The sequence below is a fragment of the Gulosibacter macacae genome (assembly GCF_003865375.1).
Classification (GTDB): Bacteria; Actinomycetota; Actinomycetes; order Actinomycetales; family Microbacteriaceae; genus Gulosibacter; species Gulosibacter macacae.
The window spans coordinates 25,721-48,317 of record NZ_RQVS01000001.1; the positions used below are offsets into that span (position 1 = coordinate 25,721).

Genomic DNA, 22,597 nt, shown 5'->3' on the forward strand with positions numbered 1-22,597 from the left:
TTGGTCGAGTAGCGCGAAGCGCGAATCGAGACCCCCGCGCTACTCCTGCGTCTCCGCCGAAGCGGCCGAATCCGCACCAGCACCCGGTCCGCGGCGGCGACGGCGGCGACGACGCTTCGGCGCCTCGCCACCCTCCGCAGCGGCGCCCTCGGCTGGTGCGTTTGACGGTGCATCCGAGTTCGTTGCCGGGGCGCTCGAACCTGAGCGCGAGCGTGAACGCGACCGGCTACGCGAGCTCGAGGCACCCTGCTTCTGCGCCGGTTCGCGACCACGCGAGGTCGCGCCCGAGAGGCGACCCTTCGTGCCCTCCGGGATGCGCAGATCCGCGAACAGGTGCGGCGACGACGAATAGGTCTCAGTCGGCTCTTCCACGCCGAGTTCGAGCGCCTTCGAAATGAGCGCCCAGCGGTGCAAATCGTCCCAATCGACGAAGGTGACCGCGACACCGGTCTTACCGGCGCGACCGGTGCGGCCAACACGGTGGAGGTAGGCCTCTTCGTTCTCGGGAATCGTGTGGTTGATCACGTGCGTGACGTCGTCAACGTCGATACCGCGCGCGGCCACATCGGTCGCGATCAACACATCCGCCTTGTCGGCACGGAACTGCGCCATTGAACGCTCGCGCTGTTCCTGATTCATGTCACCGTGCACGGCAGCAGCGCTGAACCCGCGGTCGCGCAGCTCTTCTACGAGCTTCGCGGCGGCGCGCTTTGTGCGCATGAAAATCACGGTCTTGCCGCGGCCCTCGGCCTGCAAGATGCGCGCGATCATTTCATCCTTGTCGAGCGGATGCGTGCGGTAGACGATGTGCTCGATGTTCTTCTGTAGCACGCCCTCGTCGGGGTCGGTGACGCGAATGTGCACCGGCGACGACATGAAGCGGCGCGCGAGGGTGAGGATGGGGCCGGGCATCGTGGCCGAGAAGAGCATGGTGTGGCGCACCGCCGGCACCTTCGCGAAGATCTTCTCGATATCAGGCAGGAAGCCGAGGTCGAGCATCTTGTCGGCCTCGTCAAGCACGATCTCCTTGACGCCCGAGAGCGAGAGCATGCGCTGGTTCATCAGGTCGATGAGACGGCCCGGCGTCGCAACGATCACCTGGGCGCCGTCTTTGATCTGCTCGATCTGGCCCTCGTAGGCCTTGCCGCCGTAAATCGGCACGACCATGGTGCTGCGCTCGGAGGCGGCGAGGTCGAGGTCTTCAAACACCTGCATTGCGAGCTCGCGCGTCGGGGTGATGACGAGTGCCTTCACGCCCGGCTCGGGGTTTGCGCCAATGCGCTGGAGGAGCGGCAAGCCGAAACCGAAGGTCTTGCCGGTACCGGTTTTGGCCTGGCCAATAATGTCTTGGCCCTTGAGCGCGAGCGGAATGGTTTCTTCCTGGATGGGGAAGGCTTCAGTGATGCCGTTGGCGGCGAGCACCGAGACCATGTCGTCGTCGATGCCGAGTTCAGAAAAGTTCAAGAAAGTACGCCCTTACGCGTCGAGTGCTTCGTGGCGCCCGGGATGCGAAGGGCGCGGGTGCCGTCTGCGGCACGAGGAATAGCCTACCGTGCGCCCGATTTGCCACCGTTCGCGGCGCTCGCGGAGCGTGCTGGCGGCTAGTCTGAACGGGTGACTAGTGAATCCGTAATCTCCGCGCTTGTCCTGTCGCCCGATCGACTCCACGCACTGCTCGCGCAGCTGCTGTCGTCGTTTGAAGCCGATCTCGCGGCGCTCGTCGGAGAGTTCGATGGGGCATCCTTCGCTGCCGAACTCGTCGTTGCGCGCGACAGCATCGCCGGATTCGCTGCCGCCGCCCGCGCGGAGGCGCCGGCGGACAATCCCGAGGCAGTTGTCGCCCTCGTCGACGGACTGCGCGTCCCCACCCGTGGCCGCGACCGTTTCGAGCGCTTGCTCACGACGCACTCGAACCTCGGCTTCGCTGAAGACGGTGTGCGTCAGCAACTTGAGTGGCTGATAGAACTCGGCCGCGTTGACGAAACCTGGCAGCAGAAGTTCGAAGCATTGCTCGGATGGGATGACGCCCAGACTGCGCTCGTTGCGGCGCTGAAGCAGGCGTTTGAAGAAGACACCACGGTAGATGACCGCCTCGCGATGTGGGGTCGCCGCAATGCCGGCGATGCCGCAGTGTGGGGACGGCAGCTTTGCGGCATCGAGCCCGGCACCCGCGCTGATGACGTCATCGAGGGTGCCGAAGAAGTCACCGTGGCTTTCCTCGCGAAGTTCTTGGCCCAGCATTCGCGACGCATGAACGCGCTCGCGCTCGCCGCCTAGCGGCGCTTGAAGAGCGAGCCGAACACACCACGCACGACCTCGCGCACGATGGTCTGACCCGTGCGTGAGCCGAGCACTTCGTCAACGATCGACTTGTCCTGACGCGACTTCGTGCGTGAGCGAGTGGCGGCGCGTTCGGCCTTGGCGGCCTCAGCTTCGCGCTGCTTATCGAGGCGTGCCTGCTCCTTCTCGGCCGCGAGCCGTTCCTTCTCGGCGGCGGCAGCTTCTTCCTCGCGCTGGGCCGCCTCAGCGGCGGCGTTCATCTTTGCGGTGAGAATCTCGTGCGCCGACTCGGGGTCGACCGGGGTGCCGTACTTCGGCAGGAGCGGAGAAGCCTTGACGCTCGCGTCGATTTGCGCATCCGGGGTCGGGTCCATCGAGCCCTGTGGGGCACGCATCCGAGTCCACGCGACTGGAGAAGGTGCGCCCTTCTCGTTCATCACGGTGACGATTGCTTCACCGGTGGCAAGCCCCGTGAGCACCTGCTCGAGGTCGTAGCCGCTATTCGGATAAGTACGCACCGTGGCGCGCAGCGCCGTCGCGTCGTCGGGCGTGTGCGCGCGAAGCTGGTGTTGCACCCGCGAGCCGAGCTGGGCGAGCACATCGTTCGGCACATCCTTCGGTGTCTGGGTGACGAAGAAAATACCGACACCCTTCGAACGGATCAGCCGCACGGTTTGCACGATCTGGCCGATGAACTCCTTGGATGCGCCGTTGAAGAGCAAGTGTGCTTCGTCGAAGAAGAACACGAGCTTCGGCTTGTCGATGTCACCGACCTCGGGGAGCGAATTGAAGAGCTCAGCGAGGAGCCACATGAGGAAGGTTGAGAACACCTCCGGTTGCGAGGCAACTTCAGGCACCTCAAGCAGCGATACGATGCCGCGCCCATCGGGAGCGAGGCGAAGGAACTCGTGCACATCGATTTCTGGTTCGCCGAAGAACACATCCGCACCCGCCGACGCGAAGTTCGTGAGTTCGCGCAGGATCACCCCGGCGGTCTGCCTCGAGACACCACCGATGTTTGCAAGCTCGGCCTTGCCGAGATCCGAGGTGAGGTAGAGGAGGACTGAGCGCAGGTCATCCAGGTTGACGAGCGGGAGTCCATTGCTGTCGGCGAAGTGGAACACGAGCCCGAGGCTCGACTCTTGGGTGGCGTTGAGCCCGAGCACCTTCGACATCATGAGCGGGCCGAAGCTCGAGACGGTCGCGCGAATCGGCACGCCGTGACCTCGACCGCCGAGTGAGAAGTACTCGACCGGAGCCGCCTGTGGGGTCCAGCCCTGACCAATGCCCTGCGTGCGCGCGAGGAGCTTTTCGCTACCGACGCCTGGCGACGCGACGCCCGAGAGGTCGCCCTTGATATCGGCGGCGAAGACCGGCACACCATTGGCCGAGAGCTGCTCGAGGAGCACCTGCAGGGTCTTCGTTTTACCGGTGCCAGTGGCGCCGGCGACGAGACCGTGACGGTTCGTCTTCGAAATCGGGATGCGAATGGGCACGTCAGGGCGTGCATCCGTGTTCACGAGCGCGCCCATCTCGAGTGCCGGTTCGTCAAAGGCGTAGCCCGCGCGAATGGTCTCGACCTGCGCTTCGGTGAGCGGGCCGGTGGGAGCGGCGGCTTCGGGTGCGGGTTCAGCTGCCGGTGCGGCTTCGGCTACTTCGGCGGATGCATCGGCAGCAGTGTTAGCTGTCGGTGTTGCGGCTGCAGCCTCAGCCGCAGCCTGAGCTTCTGCTTCGGCGGCTGCGAGTGCGGCCTGAGCTTCTTCGAGGGCCTTGCGGGCGGCTTCAACAGGGTCAACGGCGGGCTCGTTCGACATGCCGACAGCGTACTGCGCGAAAGCAGAACAAGAACTGCTGGGCGACGAGAAAAGCAGTGGTCCGGCCGGTTGTGGGAAACAACCGGCCGGACCACTGTGTGCCGTGCCTAGACTTCGGCGCGACCGACGTGGCTGAGTCGGTCGAGTAGGTCTTGGTCATCGACCGCGCGGCGCGCGGGCAGGATTCGTGCCACGAGAATGCAGGTGATTGCCACGATCGCGACGAGCAACACCCAGATCCAGGTGGCGTCATAGGCGAGCCACGAGAAACCGGAAAGCTGGGTGAGCCAGGTGGCTACGGCCCAATAGCCAAGCGCGACGGCGCCGCCAATTGCCGGCAGGAGGAGGTTGCCGATCTTGCCGGTGGGGCGTGCCAGCGGAATGGTTGCGGCGCCAATGAGCAGACCAAACAGGCCCGCGAAGAACATCTCCATGACCGAAGTGCCTAGGCGACGAAGCCGACGCGGCGCTGGCTCTCTTCGCCGATCTCGACGTAGGCGAGGTGCTGGCGGTTGACGAGGATGACGCGGTCGCGCTCATCGGTGAAGCGGATCACCGGTGCGACGTCAGCTGAACCGCCGGCAGCGACGAGCTGTTCGATTTCGGCTGCGGTCGAGTTCGTCTCGAATACGAGCTCGCGAGCGGTGTGCAGGATGCCGATGCGGAGTTCCACGGGTCGCCTTTCGGTGGGAAACAAGTCGAAACCAGCGTAGACCGACCGAAGTCGGAGGAAGTGTCGGAGGGTGCCGATAGCTTGGTGCCATGAGCGAACAGCATGCGTTTTCCGAGCCCGTCGTGCGCCTTGATGCGGCGCAACAGGCGGTCGTTGAGCGTGCCCATGCCGCGAAGCGCGACTCCTTCGCCGTGATCGGGGCACCGGGGAGCGGCAAGTCGACGGCACTGGTTGAGTTCATTGCTGCGCGCGTTGATGCTGGGGCTGCGCCCGAGTCCATCCTGGCGATTGCGGCAAATCGACAGCTTGCCGCGTCGCTGCGTAACCGCCTCGCCGGTCGACTGCGGGTGGCGATGCGCGGCTCAACGCTGGGACGCACTGCACCATCGGTCGCGTTGGAAATCGTCGCCGATGAGCGTGCACGGAACGGCGAAAGCGCCCCGAAGCTCCTCACCGGCTCGCAACAGGATGCGATTCTCGCCGATTTGCTCGAGGGATCGATTGACCCAGCTGGTTCGATTGCGAATCGACGCGCCAGCGCCGAGTGGCCTGATTGGCTAGACCCCGAAACGCTCCGGCTGCGCGGCTTCCGTGATGAACTTCGGGCGCTGCTTGCGGCGATGGCTGAACTTGAGGTGTCGCCGGAACAATTGCGTGATCTCGCGGTGCCCGCTGGCACTGAGGCGCCAGCGGGCGAGCGGCACCGAGCGCTCTGGGCTGGAGCCGCGGTGGTGGCCGCCGACTACGAAGACGTGCTTGACGCGGCCTATGACGGTGTGTTCGATACGCCGACCGTGCTCGCGCTCGCGGCGAGGATGCTCGGGGCTCGCGACGGACTGTCGCGTCGAGCGCTCGACGAGGTCGAACTCATCGTCGTCGACGATGCACAAGAACTCACCGAGCCGGCGAGGCGCTTGATTCGGGCCTTTGAGCGTCGAGGCGTTCAAGTCGTGACCTTCGGTGACCCCGATCTTGCGACTGGTGCTTTTCACGGCGGTCGAGCTGAGTTCGCCACGAATTGGCGGGATGCGGGGGAGACGGAACCCGAGCGCGTCATGCTTGGCCAGGTGCACCGTCACGGGCCAGAGATTCGCACAGCTGTGGCTGAGGCCTCGGCACGCATTGGTGTGCGGGGAGAGGGGCGGCAGCGGGCAGCGCAAGCTACCGCTGACACTTCATCGGCGTCCGAACTTCCCGCAGCAGCAATGCGCGTGTGTGGCTCCGTGACCGATGAAACTGAACTGGCGATTGGCTACTTGCGGCGGCTGCACCTCACCGAACAGGTGCCCTGGCGAGAGATGGCGGTGATTGCGCGTACGGGTTCGCGCCTTCCCGAACTCGCTCGAGCATTCGACCGTGCCACCGTGCCGACTTCATCGTCGACGCCGCTCGCCGCGGCTGATGATGCAACGGTGCGCGCGATTCTCGAACTTGGCGATCTTGCCGCGGCGACCGTGCTCGACGCTCACTCGGTCGATGCTGCGGCACTGCAGCGCATCCTCGCAGCACCACTGTTTGGCGTCGACCCACTTGAATTCCGCCGACTACGTCGCGGCGCGTTCCTTGCCGAAGCCCAGCTTGCCGAAGCCCAAGTTGCTCAGGGGCGCCCGCGTGATGACGACAAGCCGCATGCGCGCGCGGGAGTACGCATCCTCGTCGACACGCTCGTGGCGGAAGTCGAAGGGCATCGCGACCCGGTCGGTAGCGATGTGGTCGACAAACTAGGTGCATCGGCACGCCCGCACGCCGCACGGGCATTTCGAGCACTTGTCGACACCTTGCGTCGCATGCGTGCGCGTCTTGCCGTGGCCGATCCAATCGACACCGCGCTCTACGAAGCTTGGCGCGACCAGCGTCGGGCCGATGAATGGCAACGTATTGCGTTGGCGGGCGGCCCCGGGGCTGCCGAGATGAATCGGCGACTTGACGCGCTCGTGGTGTTGTTTGACCGGGCGAAGCGGTTCGTCGAGCGTGAGCCTCGTGGCTCGCTCGCATCGTTTCTCGAAGAGTGGCGTCGCGACTCGGTCGTTGACGACTCGCTCGGTGCCCGGGCTGCCGCCGATGCGGTGACACTCACGACTCCGGCCGGAGCCGTCGGTGGCGAGTGGCGGGTGGTCGTGCTCGTCGGCGTCAATGAGGGTGCTTGGCCAAATCTGCGCGTGCGCGACACCTTGCTCGGAGCCGGACGCCTCGACGAAGCGCTCCGAAATGAGACGCCCAGATCGATTATTAATCGGCGCCAAGAAGTGCTCGATGACGAATCGAGGATGCTGGTGGCATCGCTTTCGCGAGCCAGTCGCCGCCTGCTGGTCACCGCGGTGGCCGACGACACCACCCAGCCCTCGCCCTACCTGCGCTGGCTCGGGCTACCCGAGCTAGCGAAACACTTCGCCGTCGGTGATGCTGATGCCCTCGGGTACGGTCAGGTGACACTGCCCGGGCTCGCTGCTGAGTTGCGGCGAACGATCACTGCTCGGGATGCATCCGACGATGAGGAGGTCGTTGCTGCGTTAGCGCGCCTTGCGCGCAGCGGCGTCGTGGGAGCTTCGCCCGGGCACTGGTTTGGCATTCGCGGACCATCAACGGTCGCACCGCTCGTCACGCCGGAGCAGGGCGCACTCAAACTCAGCCTGGCACCTTCAGGCATCAAGTACTTCGTCGAATGCGAACTCAACTGGTTTATCGAGTCATACGCAGGTGGCGTCGCATCCGAGGCACAGGCGTTCGGCACGCTACTTCACTCGGTGGCGGAACACGGGCCCGGCTTCGATTCATTGGATGCGATGCTCGCCTTTGCGGACGCCGAATTTGCCCAATTGCAATTCGATGCCCCATGGATCCAAGACGTTCAGCGTCGTCGCATCCAAGTAGCGACCCGATCGCTCTGGGAATACTTGCACGGTTCCGGAGCTGAAGGCGTCGCAAATGAGGCGAAGATCGCGTTTTCCTTTGACGAGCCCATTCGCGAATTGGGTGCAGATGACGAAACTATCGAAGCGGATTCTGATGGTGTTGTTGATGTGACGGTTGAAGTGCGAGGACGCATCGACCGCATTGAACGCGTTGAGGGTGGCCTGCGCATTATCGATTTCAAGTCAGGTGAATCGACTCCAAGCGCGAAGGAAGTTGTCGATCACGGGCAGCTCACTGCATATCAATTGGCCTACCAAGCAGGTGCGTTTGAGCCGATCGGTATTGACACGAGTGTTGAGCAACTCGAAGGTGCGGCACTTGTGTATCCCGAGAAACCTTCCGGACGGGGTGCCGCGAAGAAACCCTATCGAGTCGTCTTGCAACCCGTACATGACGATATTGAGTTGGCCAATCAACGGCGTGCCTTCGCACTCATCGCGCTCGGCCAAGCCGGTGTTCCAGTGGCCGGTGACGAAGTCGAGTTCTCGGCGCCGCCGAGCTATTCGGCGAGTATCGACACGCATTGTGACCACAAGAAGGCTTGCTACATCCACACCATTTCCGAGGTGACCGAATGACTCGAGTAACGCACGAAGACATTGCCCGGGCGATTGCCAAGCCCGACAAAGAAATCCAATTGCCGACCGAGGAACAGCGGCGCATCATCGAGTCGCCACTTGAGCCGGCTCTCGTGGTTGCGGGTGCTGGAAGCGGTAAGACGCAGACGATGATGGTGCGCATTCTCTGGCTCATCGCGAATGGTCTTGCCAAGCCCCACGAGATCTTGGGGCTGACCTTTACTCGCAAGGCTGCTGGTGAACTCCGCGAGCGAATTGAACTCGGCATTGGTCAACTTCGGGCGGCGGGACTCGTACAACTCGACGAATTCGATATGCCCGAAGTCTCGACCTATAACTCCTTCGCAAACGCCATCTACTCGCAATATGCCTTGCTCGTGGGTCGAGAGCCAGATGCCACCCTGCTCGACGATCCGGGTGCACACGGCCTCATGCGCACTGTCGTGCTTGAAAGCGACGACGAAGGGCTCCGGGATGGAACCAGCACGAGCGTTGGTTCCGTAGCGAAATCAGCGCTCTCCTTTGCCCACGCAATGCGCGAAAACGGTCTCGTCGGGCGAGACATCGTCGACTTCATTGCTGAGTTCGACAGCCACATCGACTCATTGGGGGGAACCACGACCCAGGAGCTGCAGAAACTCATAGACACGGTTCGACGGACGCGCACCTATGCGAACCTTGCCGATGAATTCCAACGACGCAAGCGTGAGCGAGGGTTTGTTGAATTCAGTGACCAGGTTGCCACCGCGGCCGAGATTGTCGAACAAGATCCAGCCGTCATCGCGGAGATTCGAGCGCGTGCACGCGTCGTCATTCTCGATGAGTACCAGGACACCTCGGTCGCTCAAACGGCGCTCTTGGCTGCCCTGTTTCGGCGGACTGCGGTCATGGCTGTCGGTGATCCGAAACAGTCGATCTATGGATGGCGCGGGGCAAGCGCGGCAAATATGTCGAGGTTTGCGCGCGACTTTGGCGCGCAAGGCGCACCGTACGAACTCTCGGTGTCCTGGCGAAACGACATTGACATACTCGCGGCGGCGAATCGGGTGGCCGCCGAACTCCCCGAGTCGCGGGGCGCAACCGCCTTGCGCGCGCGACCGGGGGCAGGCAGGGGAGAAGTAGCATCCGGGTTCTATCTCAGTGATGAAGACGAAGCCACCGCCATTGCCGAGTGGCTTCATGAGCGGTTCGTTGCTGCTGGCGACGGTGCTGAGCAAACAGGTGCCGTGCTCGTGCGCAATCGGAGTCACATGGCGAAGATTGCCGAAGCCTTGCGCGAGCGCGAGGTGCCGCATCGAGTGCTCGGGCTCGGTGGGCTGCTGTCGACGCCGGAAATTGCCGATCTCAACGCGGTGCTCCGGGCGGCAGCTGACGAACATGCGGGGAGCGAAATCATCCGGCTCCTTGCCGGTGCGCACTATGAAGTCGGTGTTGCCGACATCGTTGGGTTGCACGGGCTCGCACGATGGCTCGGCCAGCGCGATGCCGAGCTCGGGCCAATGAGCCCCGAACTGCAGCGCTCGATTCGGAATCAGCCACAGGGGAGCGACGAAATCCAGTCGCTCGCAGAAGCGCTCGAATACATCCGCACGAGCGACGCCGACCGTCTCGAGAGAACGCAGATCAGCGGCGAAGGCTTGGCTCGCATGGCCGACCTCGCTGCAACGCTGCATGATTTGCGTGCTCGGCTCTCGTTGCCGCTCGTCGACCTCGCAGAAGCTGCAATTCGACGCACTCGGCTCGATCTCGAAACCGTAGCGAATCCGCGTAACCCAGTTCGTCGGTCGAACCTGGATGCGTACCTTGACGCGATTCGGGGCTACGTCACCTCGAATCCTGGTGCCGACCTCAATGAGTTTCTCGAGTGGCTTGACCTCGCTGAAACCGACGACAAACTCGAACAAGTCGATGAGGTCACCGCAACGCAAGGCGTCGTGCAACTCACCACCATGCACTCGTCCAAGGGCCTGGAATGGGACTACGTCGTGGTCCCGCTCCTCAACACCGACGTCATGCCGAACGTGCGAACGAGCAAGGGGTGGTTTGCGAGCGCAACACTTCCGTATGAATTGCGGCGTGACGCCGCCGATTTGCCGCAACTCGACTGGCGATCAATCACGACGACCAAGGAACTCGTCTCGGAACTGATCAAACCCTCGAAACCACCGAAGGAAGACGAAGCGACCGAGTCGAAGTTTTACGAGCGCGAGCACCTGCGACTCGTGCAAGAGACGCGTCGACTCGCCTACGTGGCGGTGACCCGTGCCAAACGCGGCGTCATGCTCACGTCGAGTCGTTGGCATCGGCAACTCACCAAGCCGCGCTGGCCCTCCGAGTTCCACCGAGACATGGTGGGAGAACTCACGATCGAGGTGCCACCGGGTTGCGAACCGTACACACACTTTGATGACGAACCGATCAACTCAAACAAGTTTGATGACGAAGGTCTCCGTAAGGAAATCGATGGCGCACTCAACGTGAATCCGAATGATCGAAATCTGCGCATGAGTTGGCCCCGGCCCACCATGAGCAAGTCGGCACTCAGCCGCAACCTTGAAATTGCCGATCAAGTCACGTCATTGGTAGACGAAAGCGAGGAGCCGAACCAGACTCGTTTTGACGCGCTCATTGATCTGCTCATCGCTGAGCGCGCGGCACAGCGAGAATCGCGTGTGCTCGCTGTTCCCGAGCGATTCGGTGCGTCGTACTTCCACGACCTGCTCGATGACCCGGTGAAGATTGCGCGCAACGCCGCCCGGCCGATGCCGCAAGAGCCCTTTGCGGCGACGCTCATCGGCAACCTGTTTCACAATTGGGTTGAGTCGCTGTTTACCGATCTCAGTGCGGGCGCCGCCTATCTTGACGGGCTCGAACTCGAAGACGCCGATCTCGTCGATCAGGGACTCGCTCGGGCAACGGCCGACGACCGCGCTCACCTCGACACGCTTAAGGCGACCTTCTTGAAATCGCGATTCGCGCCCGAGAAGAAAACGCCAATCGCGGTCGAACTGCCGATCGACGTTCCCCTCGGCGACGCCACAGTCGTTGGCAAGCTCGACGCGGTCTACCGCGACAACGACACCGACGAAGTTGAGATCGTTGACTGGAAGACCGGAAAACCACCCCGCACACAGGAAGCGCGTGCCGGACGCGAACTCCAGCTCATGCTCTACGCCCACGCGTACGCCGAGAGCTACCAGGTGCCACTCGACCGCATCCGGGCCACGCTCTACTACGTCGGTGCCGACGAGGAAATCTCGATCACCGAGATCACGCCGAAGCAAGAACTCCTGGCATTGCTCGACGCCGCCAGGGAAACGGCGCGGCGAGCGTGAGGGTGCTGAGGCTCGCGAAGCGGTGAAGGTGCACGCTTCGAGAGCCTCAGCGAGCGGTGGTGCAGGGCGCAGCGAGGCGCGGATTAGCGCTGCGGCTCGTCGTTGTCGTCGAGTTCGAGGTCGATCGCCCCGGTCTCACCAGGCGTGCCGCGCCGCGGCAACGTTGACTGGTGGTGCATTGCCTTCGTGCTCGCCTCGGCAAGCAATTCCTGCACCTCGATCACATCAAGCACCGGCAGCGTCTCGTGACGCAACTCCGATTGACCGAGGCCACGCAGACGCGTGACGAGCCCATCGAGCAGCTGCTCAGCATCCGCAATGATCGTCTCGTCACCAGTCTCGACGCCGTGCAACAACCAGCGCGCCACCTCAAGCTCGGCATAGAGCGTCGCGCGCTGACGCAACTGCCGGTCAACCGACGCACCACGTGCATCCGTGTACTCATCAAGAATCGCGCGCATGACCGCCGCATCCAGCGTCTGCACCCAACGCATATCCTGCGCCGGATCACCAATGCGCAGATCGCTCCAACCGAGCACACCAACGACACCCGCACCGTTCGTCACGAACGAGCGACGCTCAAGCGACCCGTGAATCACCGAAGGGGAGAACTCCCAAAGCGAATCATCAACAATCGCCGCTTCCCAACGCTCGGCAAGTGGCGCGGGGAGACGGCCAGTGGCGATCGCGCGATCAATGAGCTTCTCGGTCGCCGCACGAGACTCCTCGGCCTCGATAACCGGAAGCCCAGCATCCGCCACCACACTCTTCGGCAGCGCGTGAATTGCCCCAATCGCACGACCAATCTCGGCAACGAGCAGCGAATCATGCTCGAGCTCCACGGCCTCGCACGTGCGCCCAGGGATGAACGCAAACACCGCCAATTGCGTGTCGCGGCCCGTGTACTGGCCGAGCAGCGAAGGGATCGCAAACGGCAAACGCGAACGAACACCCGCAGTCATCGCCTCAAGCGCAGCCGCCTGGGCGCGCTGCTCACCGGCGGCAGCCTCAGAACGTGGGCGACGGGCAATCATCGTCACACCATCACCAGTGCGCAGCAGCGCCGCGTCGTAGTCGCCGGTGGCACCCGTCGTCCAGCCAGTGCCCCCAACCACATTGAGATCAGGCACGGCGACGGTCGCGACACTCGCTAGCTCAAGGAACTGCACACCCATGTCGGCCAGACTACGAGCACAGTCGCCGACCGCGCGGCTGCCGCGCCGCCCGGCGCGACTCGACCATGCAGGATGCGCCCGGTTGCGCACCGAGACCGCAACACGGAGGCCTCCTAGGATGGATTTCGCTATGCATGATCACGACCGCGCCCCGCTCACCGATCGTCTGCCGCTCGCCCGCACGCGGGTCGACCGAGACGACGCTCGGCGCCGCGACGAAGGACTGCTCGAATCACTCCTCGATTACGAGGGCACGCGCGTGCTTCTGCAACACCGAGATAATGCACTGCTCGGCCCGGCGAACGATCGGGGCGAACGCATCCTCGATCTGCGCACACCGGCGCACCTGCCGGCGCATAGCGAGCCGCTCTACCTCGGCCGCACGCTGGATGAGCGACGCAACCCCGGCGGGCGTATCGATCCGGTGGGAACTCCGGTTGTCGCCGTGCAACTCGACGACTTCGAAGCGAACGAACTCGAGCCCGACCAGACCCGCTGGGCACAGCTCACCGAAGTCGCGCTCAGCCTCGATGCGCTCGACGCGGGGCTCTTCACCGAAGCGCTCGCCCTGCGCAATTTCCACCGCGCGCATCGCTACTCACCGCTCACCGGCGAACCGCTCGAATCTGCCGAAGGCGGTTGGGTGTTGCGCGGCCGGGAATCAGGGAAGCCCGTGTTTCCACGCACCGACACCGCGGTCATCGTCGCGGTCATCGACGGGAATGACCGCATCCTCCTCGGGGCCAATGTGAACTGGCGGCCGCGACGCTTTTCACTGCTCGCCGGCTTCGTCGAGCCCGGTGAATCATTCGAGCAGGCCGCTGCCCGCGAAGTGTTCGAAGAAGGCGGCGCCCGCATTGTCGAGCCGCGCTACCTCGCCTCACAGCCGTGGCCGTTTCCCGCGAGCCTCATGGTGGGCATGACCGCGCGTCTGGCACCCGAGCAAGACCCCGACAGTGTTGTGCCCGACGGCGAAGAAATCGCCGAGGTGCGCTGGTTTACCCGCGAAGAAATCGCGGCATCACCCGAACTCCTGCCGGGACCGACCTCAATCGCCCGCGTCATCATTGAGGATTGGTATGGCGGACCGATCGGCTGAGCCCGACGCCGATTCCGCCTCGCGACTTATTGCCGACCTCAACCCGAGTCAGCGCGAAGCGGCACTCGCGCTCGTTGGCCCGGTGCGCATTCTCGCGGGCCCTGGCACCGGCAAGACCCGCACGATCACACACCGCATTGCGTACGGGGTGCGGTCGGGTGTGTACGATCCTGATCGCGTGCTCGCCCTCACCTTCACCAACCGGGCCGCTGGCGAATTGCGTGGCCGCTTGGCGGCGCTCAAGGTGCCGACGGTGCAGGCGCGCACGTTTCACGCCGCAGCGCTGCGCCAGCTCACCTATTTCTGGCCGCACGTCGTTGGCGGCGAGCCGCCGCGGGTAGTGGCCTCGAAGTCACGCTTCGTTGCCGAGGCAGCCGAGCGCGTTGGCACCCGGCTCGACCCGGTGGGCGTACGCGCAGTTGCTGAAACCATCGAATGGCGGAAGACCGCCGAGCTGCGGCTCGACGACTACGCTGCGAGGCTCGAGCGCGGCGAAATGCAGCCGCCGGCGCGCCTGAGCGCGAACCAGGCCATCGATCTGCACGATGCCTATGAGGTCATCAAAGACGAGCGCCGCATCATCGACTTCGAAGACGTGCTGCTGGCCACTGCGGGCATGCTCGAAACCGAAACCTGGATCACGCAACAGGTGCGCGAGCAATACCGCTTCCTCGTTGTTGACGAATACCAGGACGTCTCGCCGCTGCAGCACAAGCTCTTGCGCCTCTGGCTCGGTAATCGCCGCGAACTCTGTGTGGTCGGCGACCCGGCGCAGACGATTTTCTCGTTCACGGGCGCCTCGAGTAGCTTCCTCATCGACTTCGATCGCGAATACCCGGATGCACGCACCGTCCGTCTCGACGAAAACTACCGCTCGAGCGTGCCGATTCTGGGCGTCGCGAACGCACTTGCCGCACGCATCCAGGGCGCGATTTCGCTCGTCGCCGCTGAGACCGCGAGCGAGGATGCGCCCGCGCGGCGCCCGGCGGTGCCTGACTTGGATGAGTTCGCCGACGAGATGGTGGAAGCCCGCGCGATTGCCCGGCGTGCGGCTCAAGCGGTCGCGGCGGGGGAGTCGGCCGCCGAGATCGCCGTGCTCGTGCGCACGAACGCGCAGACTGCCGCAATTGAACGCGCGCTGCAGGATGCTGGGGTGCCCTATCGCATCGCCGGCGGCAGGCCCTTCTTTCAGCGACCGGAAGTGCGGGCAGCGGTGGCCGGATGCAATGCTGCGGTCATCGCGGGGCACGGCGACCGGCCGCTATTCCAAGCGGTCTCCGATGTGCTGCGCGATCGCGGCTACTCGGTTGAACCACCTGCCGAACCCGGGGAATTGCTCGATGCCTGGCGCTCGCTCGACGCGATCATGCGCCTTGCCGAAGCGACGCCTCCCGGCACCTCGCTGGCAGAGTTCTCCGCCGAACTCACCCTGCGCGCAAAGCTACAACACGAGCCGGCACTCGACGCCGTCACCGTTGCGACCATGCACTCGGCGAAGGGTCTCGAATGGGATCGGGTGTTCGTGGCGGGGCTGAGTGAGGGACGAGTCCCCATCGTGCAGGCGGTTTCGGAACCGCAACTCGACGAAGAACGCCGCCTCCTCTACGTGGCCATTACCCGAGCGCGGCGAGAGCTGCATCTGTCGTGGTCGCGGGCTGGCTGGCGTGACTCCGCTGAGGCAGCACCGTCACGCTTCCTGGCAGAGCTTGGCAACCGCATCCGGCGTGGTATTCACACGGCACCTGCTGCAGCTCGCCAGAATCCCTGAGCACCCACGCCCAGCCCGCGAGCGGATGCTGCAGTGCGGCGGAGGCATCTGCGCTGGATTCGAGGAACCTTGATGCGAGCATCCCGACGTGGAGTGCCGAGCACCATGCCAAGTTGGCGTCGTGCGCTGGCGGTGGGGCTGAAGCGAGCTGGACCGCGACGGCAAGCCAAGCGGAGTCGGCCTCTTGTCGGGCGAGGTCGTCGCACCTCAGGCATGGTGTCGAACCGCTCACGACGAGTGGGCCGATGCGGTGCGCGCCCGCTTCGCGGACGATCGCGAGGTGCGGAAGCTCGGCCGAGACGAGCGGGAGGTAGCGCGCTGCGGTGAGGACGTGATCGGCGACGTCAATCACGAAGTTGATACCGGATGCGTCAGTGACCGTTGCCGTCGCCGGCGCGAGTGCCGCACTGTGGCCGCGGCGGGCGAGCTCGCGGGCGACGAGTTCTGCGTAGTTTCGGGATGCAGTGGTGGCGCGCACGAGTACCGAGCGGCGTGGTGCGGCGCGGTCAGGGATGGGTTCGCAGGCGGCCAAGAGTGCATCGATGAGGGCGTCGCGCTCGCCGGTGGAGACGCTGCGATAGACGCGCGCGAGCCGGTTGAGTTCGGCTCGGTCAGTGCCGAGCTTGGCCGAGGCGATGAACATTTCGACGAGGGGAGTGTCGGGCAGGGTTGCGAGGGCGCGAAGCCCGCCCAAGCGGAGTTCTTGCGGCGAGCGTGAGGTGATCGGGAGGTCGGGACGGAGTCGATAGCGCACGAGGGCATCGTGCCTGGGAATGCGGTTGGTTCGCTGGCGCTATCCACAGGTGGGCTGCGCGCTTCGAGAACCTCAGCGCGCGGGTGAAGGCCCCAGCGCGGATGCGCGTGCTGAGGCCCTCGAAGCACCACCTACGGCTTCAGCTCCCCGCCCTCGGGCGCATTGCCGAACGACGACGGGTCATCGAGCAGACGCTGCAGATCGCTGTCGATTTCGTCAAGCATCCGCTCATCAGCCGATCCCGCGAGGCGATCAACGAGTGCCTGCGGCGAATCGATGTCTTCCGAACTGGGCACAGCATCGCGGTGATCCCACAGCGAGTCACGCGCATCCGCGCCGAGCTTGTCGGTGACCAGGCGCCACATCGCCGCAGCATCCCGCAGTCGGCGCGGTCGCAATTCGAGTCCGACGAGCGCCCCAAACGCGCGCTCGGCCGGCGAACCGGTGGCACGACGTCGACGCACCATCTCGGCAATGGCGTTCGCGTGCGGCAGGCGAGCCGTCGCATCCGTTGTTACGACATCGACCCAACCCTCGATGAGCGCGATCATCGTCTCGAGGCGCTCGAGCGCAAGTTGCTGCTCGGGGGTGCGCGGCGGGATGAGCTGGCCAGAGGCGAGCACCGCACGCAGCTCATCCGGGTTCGCGATATCGAGATCGCGCACTGTCTCTTCAATGCGTTCGGCGTCGATGGTAATTCCGCTCGCGAACTCAGCGATGGAATTCTCGAGGTGCAGGCGCAGCCACTTCGCGTGCTGGAAGAGCCGCGCATGCGCGACCTCGCGCACCGCGAACCAGAGCACCACTTCGCCGAAGTCGAGTTCAAGCCCTTCCGCGAAGGTCTCGACATTCTGCGGCAGCAGCGCCGCGCGTCCGGTCGGGAGTACGGGCATCCCAATATCGCCGCCGGCGAGCACCTCGTTCGCGAGCTGGCCAATCGTTTGGCCCACCTGCATCGCAAACATGGTCTGACCCATCGACTTCACCATCGGCATCGACTGGCTCACGACATCTTGCAGTTCACTCGGCGCCTGCTCGCTGAGCATCTGCACGAGCGCGCCAGAGATGCTCGTCGCAACCGGGGTGCACATTTCAGTCCACACTGGCAGCGTCTGCGCGATCCACTCGTGGCGGGTGAGCGTGCGGCCAGCTTCGGTGAGGTCGCCGACGGTCGTAGCCTCGCTGAGCCAGAGGGCTGCCACATTGAATGCCTGCGCGAATTGCTGCGCCTCGACCTCGGTGACCTCGCGGTTGGCGGCGGAGGCCTGGCGCGCGGCGTCGCGGGCGAGATCCCAATTGACGCCTTCGGTTGGCGAGCTCATTGCCTGTTGCATCTGCATCATCAGGCGTTGCAGTGCTGCCGGGTCGCTCGGAAGTCCCGCGACACCCGCGAGTTGGTTCGGGTCGATCATGCCGCCGCCGAGCAATTGCTCGAGGATGCGACGAAGCTCGTCTTCGGGAAGACCGTCTTCGGGGCCGTTGTGCTCGCTCATTCGAGTCGCTCCTGTTCTCAGCGCGTCGTTCTACAGTAGCCAGGGCGCTCCGTGCATCTGCCGCAAGTTTCGACTCGTTCACTCACAGCGGATGCGGGAAATCTCTCGCCCACCCGTACGACCCGAAAGCCACGACGTGACCCTCTTCTCGACGCCCGATTCCGACGACGCCGAGTGGGTTCGCACCACCTCAGAACGCCTCGCGGCCGCACGCGCCGACGAAGATTCGCGCCGCGCTGATCCCGTGCGCCGACGCGCGCGAATTGGCACGGGCATCCTTGTCGCAGGTCTTGCGGTACTGCTGGTGCTCGCCTTTACCCCGGCGCCCTATGTGATTCGACAGCCGGGCCCGGCGTTCGATGCGCTGCACACGACTACCGTGCGCGATGACGAGGGCAATGAAGAAGAGGTGCCCGTCATCGATATCGACGGGGCGACGAGCTACGACGTCACCTCGGGTGAACTCACCGTAATGACCGTCAACATCGCCGGCACCCCGCAGTATCAGCCGAGCTGGATGGAACTCGCGATCGCCTGGCTCAGCCCGTCAAAAGACGTGCTGCCGATCGAGGCGTATTACCCCGATGGCGTCACCAAAGAAGACCGAGATGCGCAGACCGCGCAACTCATGCAGGACTCGCAAGCCACCGCCATCGCTGCGGCCCTCGGCTACCTCGATTACGAGGTCGGCACTGAGATGGTTGTTGGCAGCGTCGCTTCCGAAGGCGCCTCCGCAGGCCTCTTGCAAGTCGGCGATGTCTTGCTCAAATACGGTGAGGCGCCGGTGTCGACGCGCGCCGATATTCAAGCAATCACGCTACCGACCGAACCCGTCGACATCACCATTCGCCGCGATGGTACTGAACAGGTCGTCTCGATCACCCCGAAACTCACAGCGACCGATGAGGGCGAGCGACCGCTCCTTGGCGTGTCGGTGCAGGAGCAGTTCGCCTTCCCGATCGATGTCGACATTCAGCTCGGTGATGTGGGCGGACCGAGTGCCGGTCTCGTGTTCGCGCTCGCGACCATCGACAAGCTCGAACCGGGTGACCTCGGCGGGGGAGATGTCGTGGCCGGCTCCGGCACAATGTCGGCTGACGGCAAGGTCGGGCCAATCGGCGGCATCCGCCAGAAGCTCTATGCTGCGAACGAAATCGGCGCCGACTATTTCATCGCCTCGGAAGCCAATTGCCGAGAGGCGCTCGACGGCGGGGTACCCGGTGACCTCACTGTCTATGCCGTCGCTGATCTTGCCGAAGCGGTCAACGTCATGAAGACGAACGCGAGCGAGGATGCACCGAATCTGCGCACCTGCGCGGATGCGCTGGCGGCGAACGTGCCCCAGGCCTAGCCTTCGCACCCCTGGCGTCCCCGGTAGACTCGATCGACCGGAACCGATGATGACTCTGACGACAGGAACGCAGTGAGCGCAGCAGCACCGAATCCGTCCGCACCACCTCCCGGAACGGCGACGCCGCGGAGATTCGGCCCACTGATCGTGACGCTCGCGATCGTCGTGGCTCTCGTGGTGATCTTCTTTGCCTTCACCGGGTTCTACGCCGATGTGCTCTGGTACGACCAGCTCGGGTTCCTCAGCGTGCTCGCCACCCAGTGGATCTCGACCGCCGTGATGTTCCTCGTCGGCTTCCTCGGGATGGCGATTCCGATCTTCGTCGTGCTGCAGATCGCCTACCGCACACGCCCCGTCTACGCGAAGCTCTCGCAGCAGCTCGGGGAGTATCAGAAGCTGCTCGAGCCCGTGCGTCGCGTGGTGTTCATCCTCGTGCCGCTGCTACCGGCCCTGCTCGCGGGTGTGGCGACGTCGAATAGCTGGACGACCGTGCTCCAGTTCTTCAACGCAACGCCGTTCGGTCAGGCCGACCCGGTGTTCGGCATGGACATCGGCTTCTATGTCTTCCAGCTGCCGTTCTGGCGGGGCCTACTCGCCTTCGTCGGCGCCGTGCTCATCGTCGCCCTCATCGTCGCGGCCGCAACGGCCTACCTCTACGGTGGCATCCGCGTGACCGGTCGCGAAGTCGTCATTTCGAAGTCATCGCGCATCATGGTTGCCGTGCTCGCGGGCCTGTTCGTCATCGTGCAGGGTGTGAACTTCTGGTTCGACCGCTACGCGACGCTGACTCAGACGAACGGCCGCTGGGCCGGTGCGCTCTACACCGACACTCACGCCACGATCCCGGGCCTCGCGATTCTCGCCGGCGCCGCAATGATCGTCGCGCTCCTCTTCTTCTTTGCCGCAGTCGCCGGACGCTGGACTCTCCCGCTCATCGGTGTCGCCGGCCTCGTCGTCGTCGGCCTCGTTGTCGGCACCGCCTACCCCTGGGGTGTGCAGACCTTCCAGGTCGGGCCGAACGAGCAGACGCTCGAGACCGAATACATCCAGCACAACATCGATGCCACCCGCACGGCCTACGACATCGCCGATGTCGAGGTGAAGCCCTATCAGGGTGTCACCACCGCCGAACCTGGCCAGCTGCGCAACGACGCTGACACGACCGCGTCGATCCGCATCCTCGACCCCGCGCTCGTCTCGCCGACTTTCGCGCAGTTCGAGCAGGAGAAGGCGTACTACACCTTCCCGTCCGAGCTCGACGTCGACCGCTACACCATCGACGGTCAGACTCAGGATGCAGTGCTCGCCGTTCGCGACATCCGCATCGCTGGTCTCGGCGCCGATGCCCAATCGTGGGTCAACCAGGTGACCGTCTACACCCACGGTTACGGCATGGTTGCCGCCTACGGCAACCAGCGTGGACCCGACGGCCAGCCGCTCTTCTTCGCATCCGGTATGCCGCAGCAGGGCACGATCGAGATCGAAGAGCCGCGCGTCTACTTCGGTGAGAACTCGCCGCCGTACTCGATTGTCGGTGGCCCCGAAGACCGCACGCACGTTGAGTTTGACCACGTGTCAGGTGTCGATGGTGCCTCGCAGACCTACACCACCTTCAACGGCAATGGTGGTCCCTCGGTCGGCAACCTCTTCAACCGCCTCGTCTACGCGATCAAGTTCCAGTCTGAGCAGATTCTGCTGTCTGACACGGTCAACGAGCACTCGCAGATTCTCTACGACCGCCACCCGGTGCAGCGCGTTGCCGCAGCGGCCCCGTACCTCACCATCGACTCCGATCCGTACCCGTCGGTCGTTGACGGCCGCATCGTGTGGATCATTGATGGCTACACGACGACCGATAAGTACCCGTACTCAACGCAGACCTCGATTGCGCAGGCCGCGGCCGACTCGAACACCCCGGCTCCGACGATTCCGACCGCGGGTGTGAACTACATCCGTAACTCGGTGAAGGCCACGGTCGACGCCTACGACGGATCGGTCACGCTTTACGCCTGGGACACCGAAGACCCGATGCTGCAGACCTGGCAGAAGATCTTCCCGAGCACGCTCAAGCCGGTCTCGGAGATGTCGGGTGACCTCCTCTCGCACGTGCGCTACCCGGAAGACCTCTTCAAGGTGCAGCGCCAGGTGCTCTCGACCTACCACGTCACAAGCGCCGCGGAGTACTACAACCAGACGAACGCCTGGCAGCTGCCTTCCGACCCGACCTCGTCGGCTGCGGATGGCTCGGCTGCACTGCAGCCACCGTACTACCTGACGATGCAGATGCCCGACCAGGAGCCGGCGTTCTCGCTCTACTCGACCTACATCCCGTATGTGCGGGCGGGGGAGCAGTCTCGTAACGTGCTCACCGGCTATCTCTCGGCAAATGCGAATGCCGGAAGTGTTGCGGGTGAGGTCGCCGAGGACTACGGCACACTGACGCTGCTGCAAATTCAGAACGACTCGGTGAATGGTCCGGGTCAGGTGCAGAACATCTTCAACTCGAACGCTGAGGTCGCAAACCAGCTCAACTTGCTCGAGCAGGGTGGCCGCACGCAGGTACTGCGAGGCAACTTGCTGACGCTGCCGGTGGGCGAGGGCTTCCTCTATGTGCAGCCGGTCTACGTGCAGTCGACCGGTGAGACGAGCTACCCGTTGCTGCGCCGCGTGCTCGTTGCGTTTGGTGACAAGATCGCGTTCGAAGAGACGCTGGATGCGGCGCTCGACAAGCTCTTTGGTGGCGATTCGGGTTCTGAGGCTGGCGACTCGAATGTGGATGCGCCGCCGACCGACCCGAACGTCGAGGTGCCGGATGCGACCGACCCGGCTGAGTCGCCGGCGCCGACCGAGCCGCCGGCCGCGACCGAGACCCCCGCGCCGACCACGCAGCCCGCACCGCCCGCGGCGAGCGGGGATGCGCGTGCCGACCTCGAGAAGGCGCTCTCGGATGCATCCGCCGCGCTCGTCGACCGCACGAACGCGTATGCCCGGAACGACCTCGTTGCTGCGGCTGAGGCCGACCAGCGCTTGGTCGAGGCGCTCGCGCGTGCTGAAGAAGCGGAGAAGCGCCTGCCGTAACCGGCTGCGCTGGTAGTTTCGAGCGGCGGGTCAGCATTTTCGGATGCTGGCCCGCCGCTTGTTTGTGGGGAAAATACCTGGTCAGTGTGGGGCAGGTGTGCGGAGTTGGACTTTCGCGTGAACGTCAGGTAATGTTGTCTCTTGTGCCGCGGGGTGGAGCAGTTCGGTAGCTCGCCGGGCTCATAACCCGGAGGTCGTAGGTTCAAATCCTGCCCCCGCAACTAGAAACTGGCCCAGATCTTAGGATCTGGGCCAGTTTGCTTTCCGCAATTGGCCTCGTCGCGTG

General features: G+C 64.2%; 13 protein-coding genes and 1 tRNA gene. 8 read left to right on the forward strand and 6 right to left on the reverse strand.

Annotated features, from left to right (window positions below; translation table 11 throughout):
• Nucleotides 1-39: 39 nt before the first annotated feature.
• Nucleotides 40-1,464, reverse strand: a complete 1,425-nt coding sequence (locus EG850_RS00130) for a DEAD/DEAH box helicase (protein WP_124968638.1) — start codon at nt 1,462-1,464, stop codon at nt 40-42.
• A gap of 150 nt (nt 1,465-1,614) precedes the next feature.
• On the opposite strand from EG850_RS00130, the gene EG850_RS00135 reads away from it, so the two are divergent.
• Complete coding sequence (locus EG850_RS00135; protein WP_124968640.1) at nt 1,615-2,277, forward strand: ferritin-like fold-containing protein; 663 nt, start codon at nt 1,615-1,617, stop codon at nt 2,275-2,277.
• Here EG850_RS00135 and EG850_RS00140 read toward each other — a convergent pair.
• The 3 genes from EG850_RS00140 to EG850_RS00150 form a co-directional block, all read right to left on the reverse strand.
• Nucleotides 2,274-4,094 (reverse strand): helicase HerA-like domain-containing protein, encoded by a 1,821-nt coding sequence (locus tag EG850_RS00140; RefSeq protein WP_124968642.1) that lies wholly within the window; start codon nt 4,092-4,094, stop codon nt 2,274-2,276. The two genes, EG850_RS00135 and EG850_RS00140, sit on opposite strands and share 4 nt — an antisense overlap.
• A gap of 107 nt (nt 4,095-4,201) precedes the next feature.
• A complete protein-coding gene (locus EG850_RS00145) occupies nt 4,202-4,528 on the reverse strand; it encodes a hypothetical protein (RefSeq protein WP_124968644.1) in 327 nt (108 codons plus the stop codon).
• Nucleotides 4,529-4,539: 11 nt separating this feature from the next.
• Nucleotides 4,540-4,767 carry a DUF3107 domain-containing protein gene (locus tag EG850_RS00150; RefSeq protein WP_124968646.1) on the reverse strand — a complete coding sequence of 76 codons (228 nt, stop codon included), beginning with the start codon at nt 4,765-4,767 and terminating at the stop codon, nt 4,540-4,542.
• Between the two features lie 89 nt (nt 4,768-4,856).
• Here EG850_RS00150 and EG850_RS00155 point away from each other — a divergent pair, with 89 nt between their 5' ends.
• A complete protein-coding gene (locus tag EG850_RS00155; RefSeq protein WP_124968648.1) occupies nt 4,857-8,258 on the forward strand; it encodes a PD-(D/E)XK nuclease family protein in 3,402 nt (1,133 codons plus the stop codon).
• Nucleotides 8,255-11,593: an ATP-dependent helicase gene (locus EG850_RS00160; RefSeq protein ID WP_124968650.1), complete on the forward strand. Its 3,339-nt coding sequence runs from the start codon at nt 8,255-8,257 to the stop codon at nt 11,591-11,593. Before EG850_RS00155 ends, EG850_RS00160 begins: the two co-directional genes overlap by 4 nt.
• An 83-nt stretch (nt 11,594-11,676) precedes the next feature.
• Here EG850_RS00160 and EG850_RS00165 read toward each other — a convergent pair whose 3' ends face one another.
• Nucleotides 11,677-12,768 (reverse strand): phosphotransferase, encoded by a 1,092-nt coding sequence (locus EG850_RS00165; RefSeq protein ID WP_124968652.1) that lies wholly within the window; start codon nt 12,766-12,768, stop codon nt 11,677-11,679.
• Nucleotides 12,769-12,898: 130 nt separating this feature from the next.
• Between EG850_RS00165 and nudC the strand changes: the two genes are divergently transcribed.
• Nucleotides 12,899-13,867 carry an NAD(+) diphosphatase gene (gene nudC / locus EG850_RS00170; RefSeq protein ID WP_124968654.1) on the forward strand — a complete coding sequence of 323 codons (969 nt, stop codon included), beginning with the start codon at nt 12,899-12,901 and terminating at the stop codon, nt 13,865-13,867.
• Nucleotides 13,848-15,635 (forward strand): ATP-dependent helicase, encoded by a 1,788-nt coding sequence (locus EG850_RS00175; RefSeq protein ID WP_124968656.1) that lies wholly within the window; start codon nt 13,848-13,850, stop codon nt 15,633-15,635. Before nudC ends, EG850_RS00175 begins: the two co-directional genes overlap by 20 nt.
• Before the next feature lie 885 nt (nt 15,636-16,520).
• Here the strand turns inward: EG850_RS00175 and EG850_RS00180 are convergent.
• A complete protein-coding gene (locus tag EG850_RS00180; protein WP_124968658.1) occupies nt 16,521-17,882 on the reverse strand; it encodes a zinc-dependent metalloprotease in 1,362 nt (453 codons plus the stop codon).
• 136 nt (nt 17,883-18,018) lie between these two features.
• Here EG850_RS00180 and EG850_RS00185 point away from each other — a divergent pair, with 136 nt between their 5' ends.
• The 3 genes from EG850_RS00185 to EG850_RS00195 all read left to right on the forward strand — a co-directional run bounded on the left by EG850_RS00185 (nt 18,019) and on the right by EG850_RS00195 (nt 22,532).
• Nucleotides 18,019-19,233 (forward strand): YlbL family protein, encoded by a 1,215-nt coding sequence (locus EG850_RS00185; RefSeq protein ID WP_185714873.1) that lies wholly within the window; start codon nt 18,019-18,021, stop codon nt 19,231-19,233.
• Between the two features lie 147 nt (nt 19,234-19,380).
• Nucleotides 19,381-22,311 carry a UPF0182 family membrane protein gene (locus EG850_RS00190; RefSeq protein ID WP_328588362.1) on the forward strand — a complete coding sequence of 977 codons (2,931 nt, stop codon included), beginning with the start codon at nt 19,381-19,383 and terminating at the stop codon, nt 22,309-22,311.
• 147 nt (nt 22,312-22,458) lie between these two features.
• Nucleotides 22,459-22,532, forward strand: a tRNA-Met gene (locus tag EG850_RS00195).
• Nucleotides 22,533-22,597: the final 65 nt, after the last annotated feature.

Coding starts and splice junctions, on each gene's coding strand:
- EG850_RS00140 (WP_124968642.1), bottom strand. CDS start 4,094: ATGTCGAACGAGCCCGCCGTTGACCCTGTTGAAGCCGCCCGCAAGGCC.
- EG850_RS00145 (WP_124968644.1), bottom strand. CDS start 4,528: ATGGAGATGTTCTTCGCGGGCCTGTTTGGTCTGCTCATTGGCGCCGCA.
- EG850_RS00155 (WP_124968648.1), top strand. CDS start 4,857: ATGAGCGAACAGCATGCGTTTTCCGAGCCCGTCGTGCGCCTTGATGCG.
- EG850_RS00160 (WP_124968650.1), top strand. CDS start 8,255: ATGACTCGAGTAACGCACGAAGACATTGCCCGGGCGATTGCCAAGCCC.
- EG850_RS00165 (WP_124968652.1), bottom strand. CDS start 12,768: ATGGGTGTGCAGTTCCTTGAGCTAGCGAGTGTCGCGACCGTCGCCGTG.
- nudC (WP_124968654.1), top strand. CDS start 12,899: ATGCATGATCACGACCGCGCCCCGCTCACCGATCGTCTGCCGCTCGCC.
- EG850_RS00175 (WP_124968656.1), top strand. CDS start 13,848: ATGGCGGACCGATCGGCTGAGCCCGACGCCGATTCCGCCTCGCGACTT.
- EG850_RS00180 (WP_124968658.1), bottom strand. CDS start 17,882: ATGAGCGAGCACAACGGCCCCGAAGACGGTCTTCCCGAAGACGAGCTT.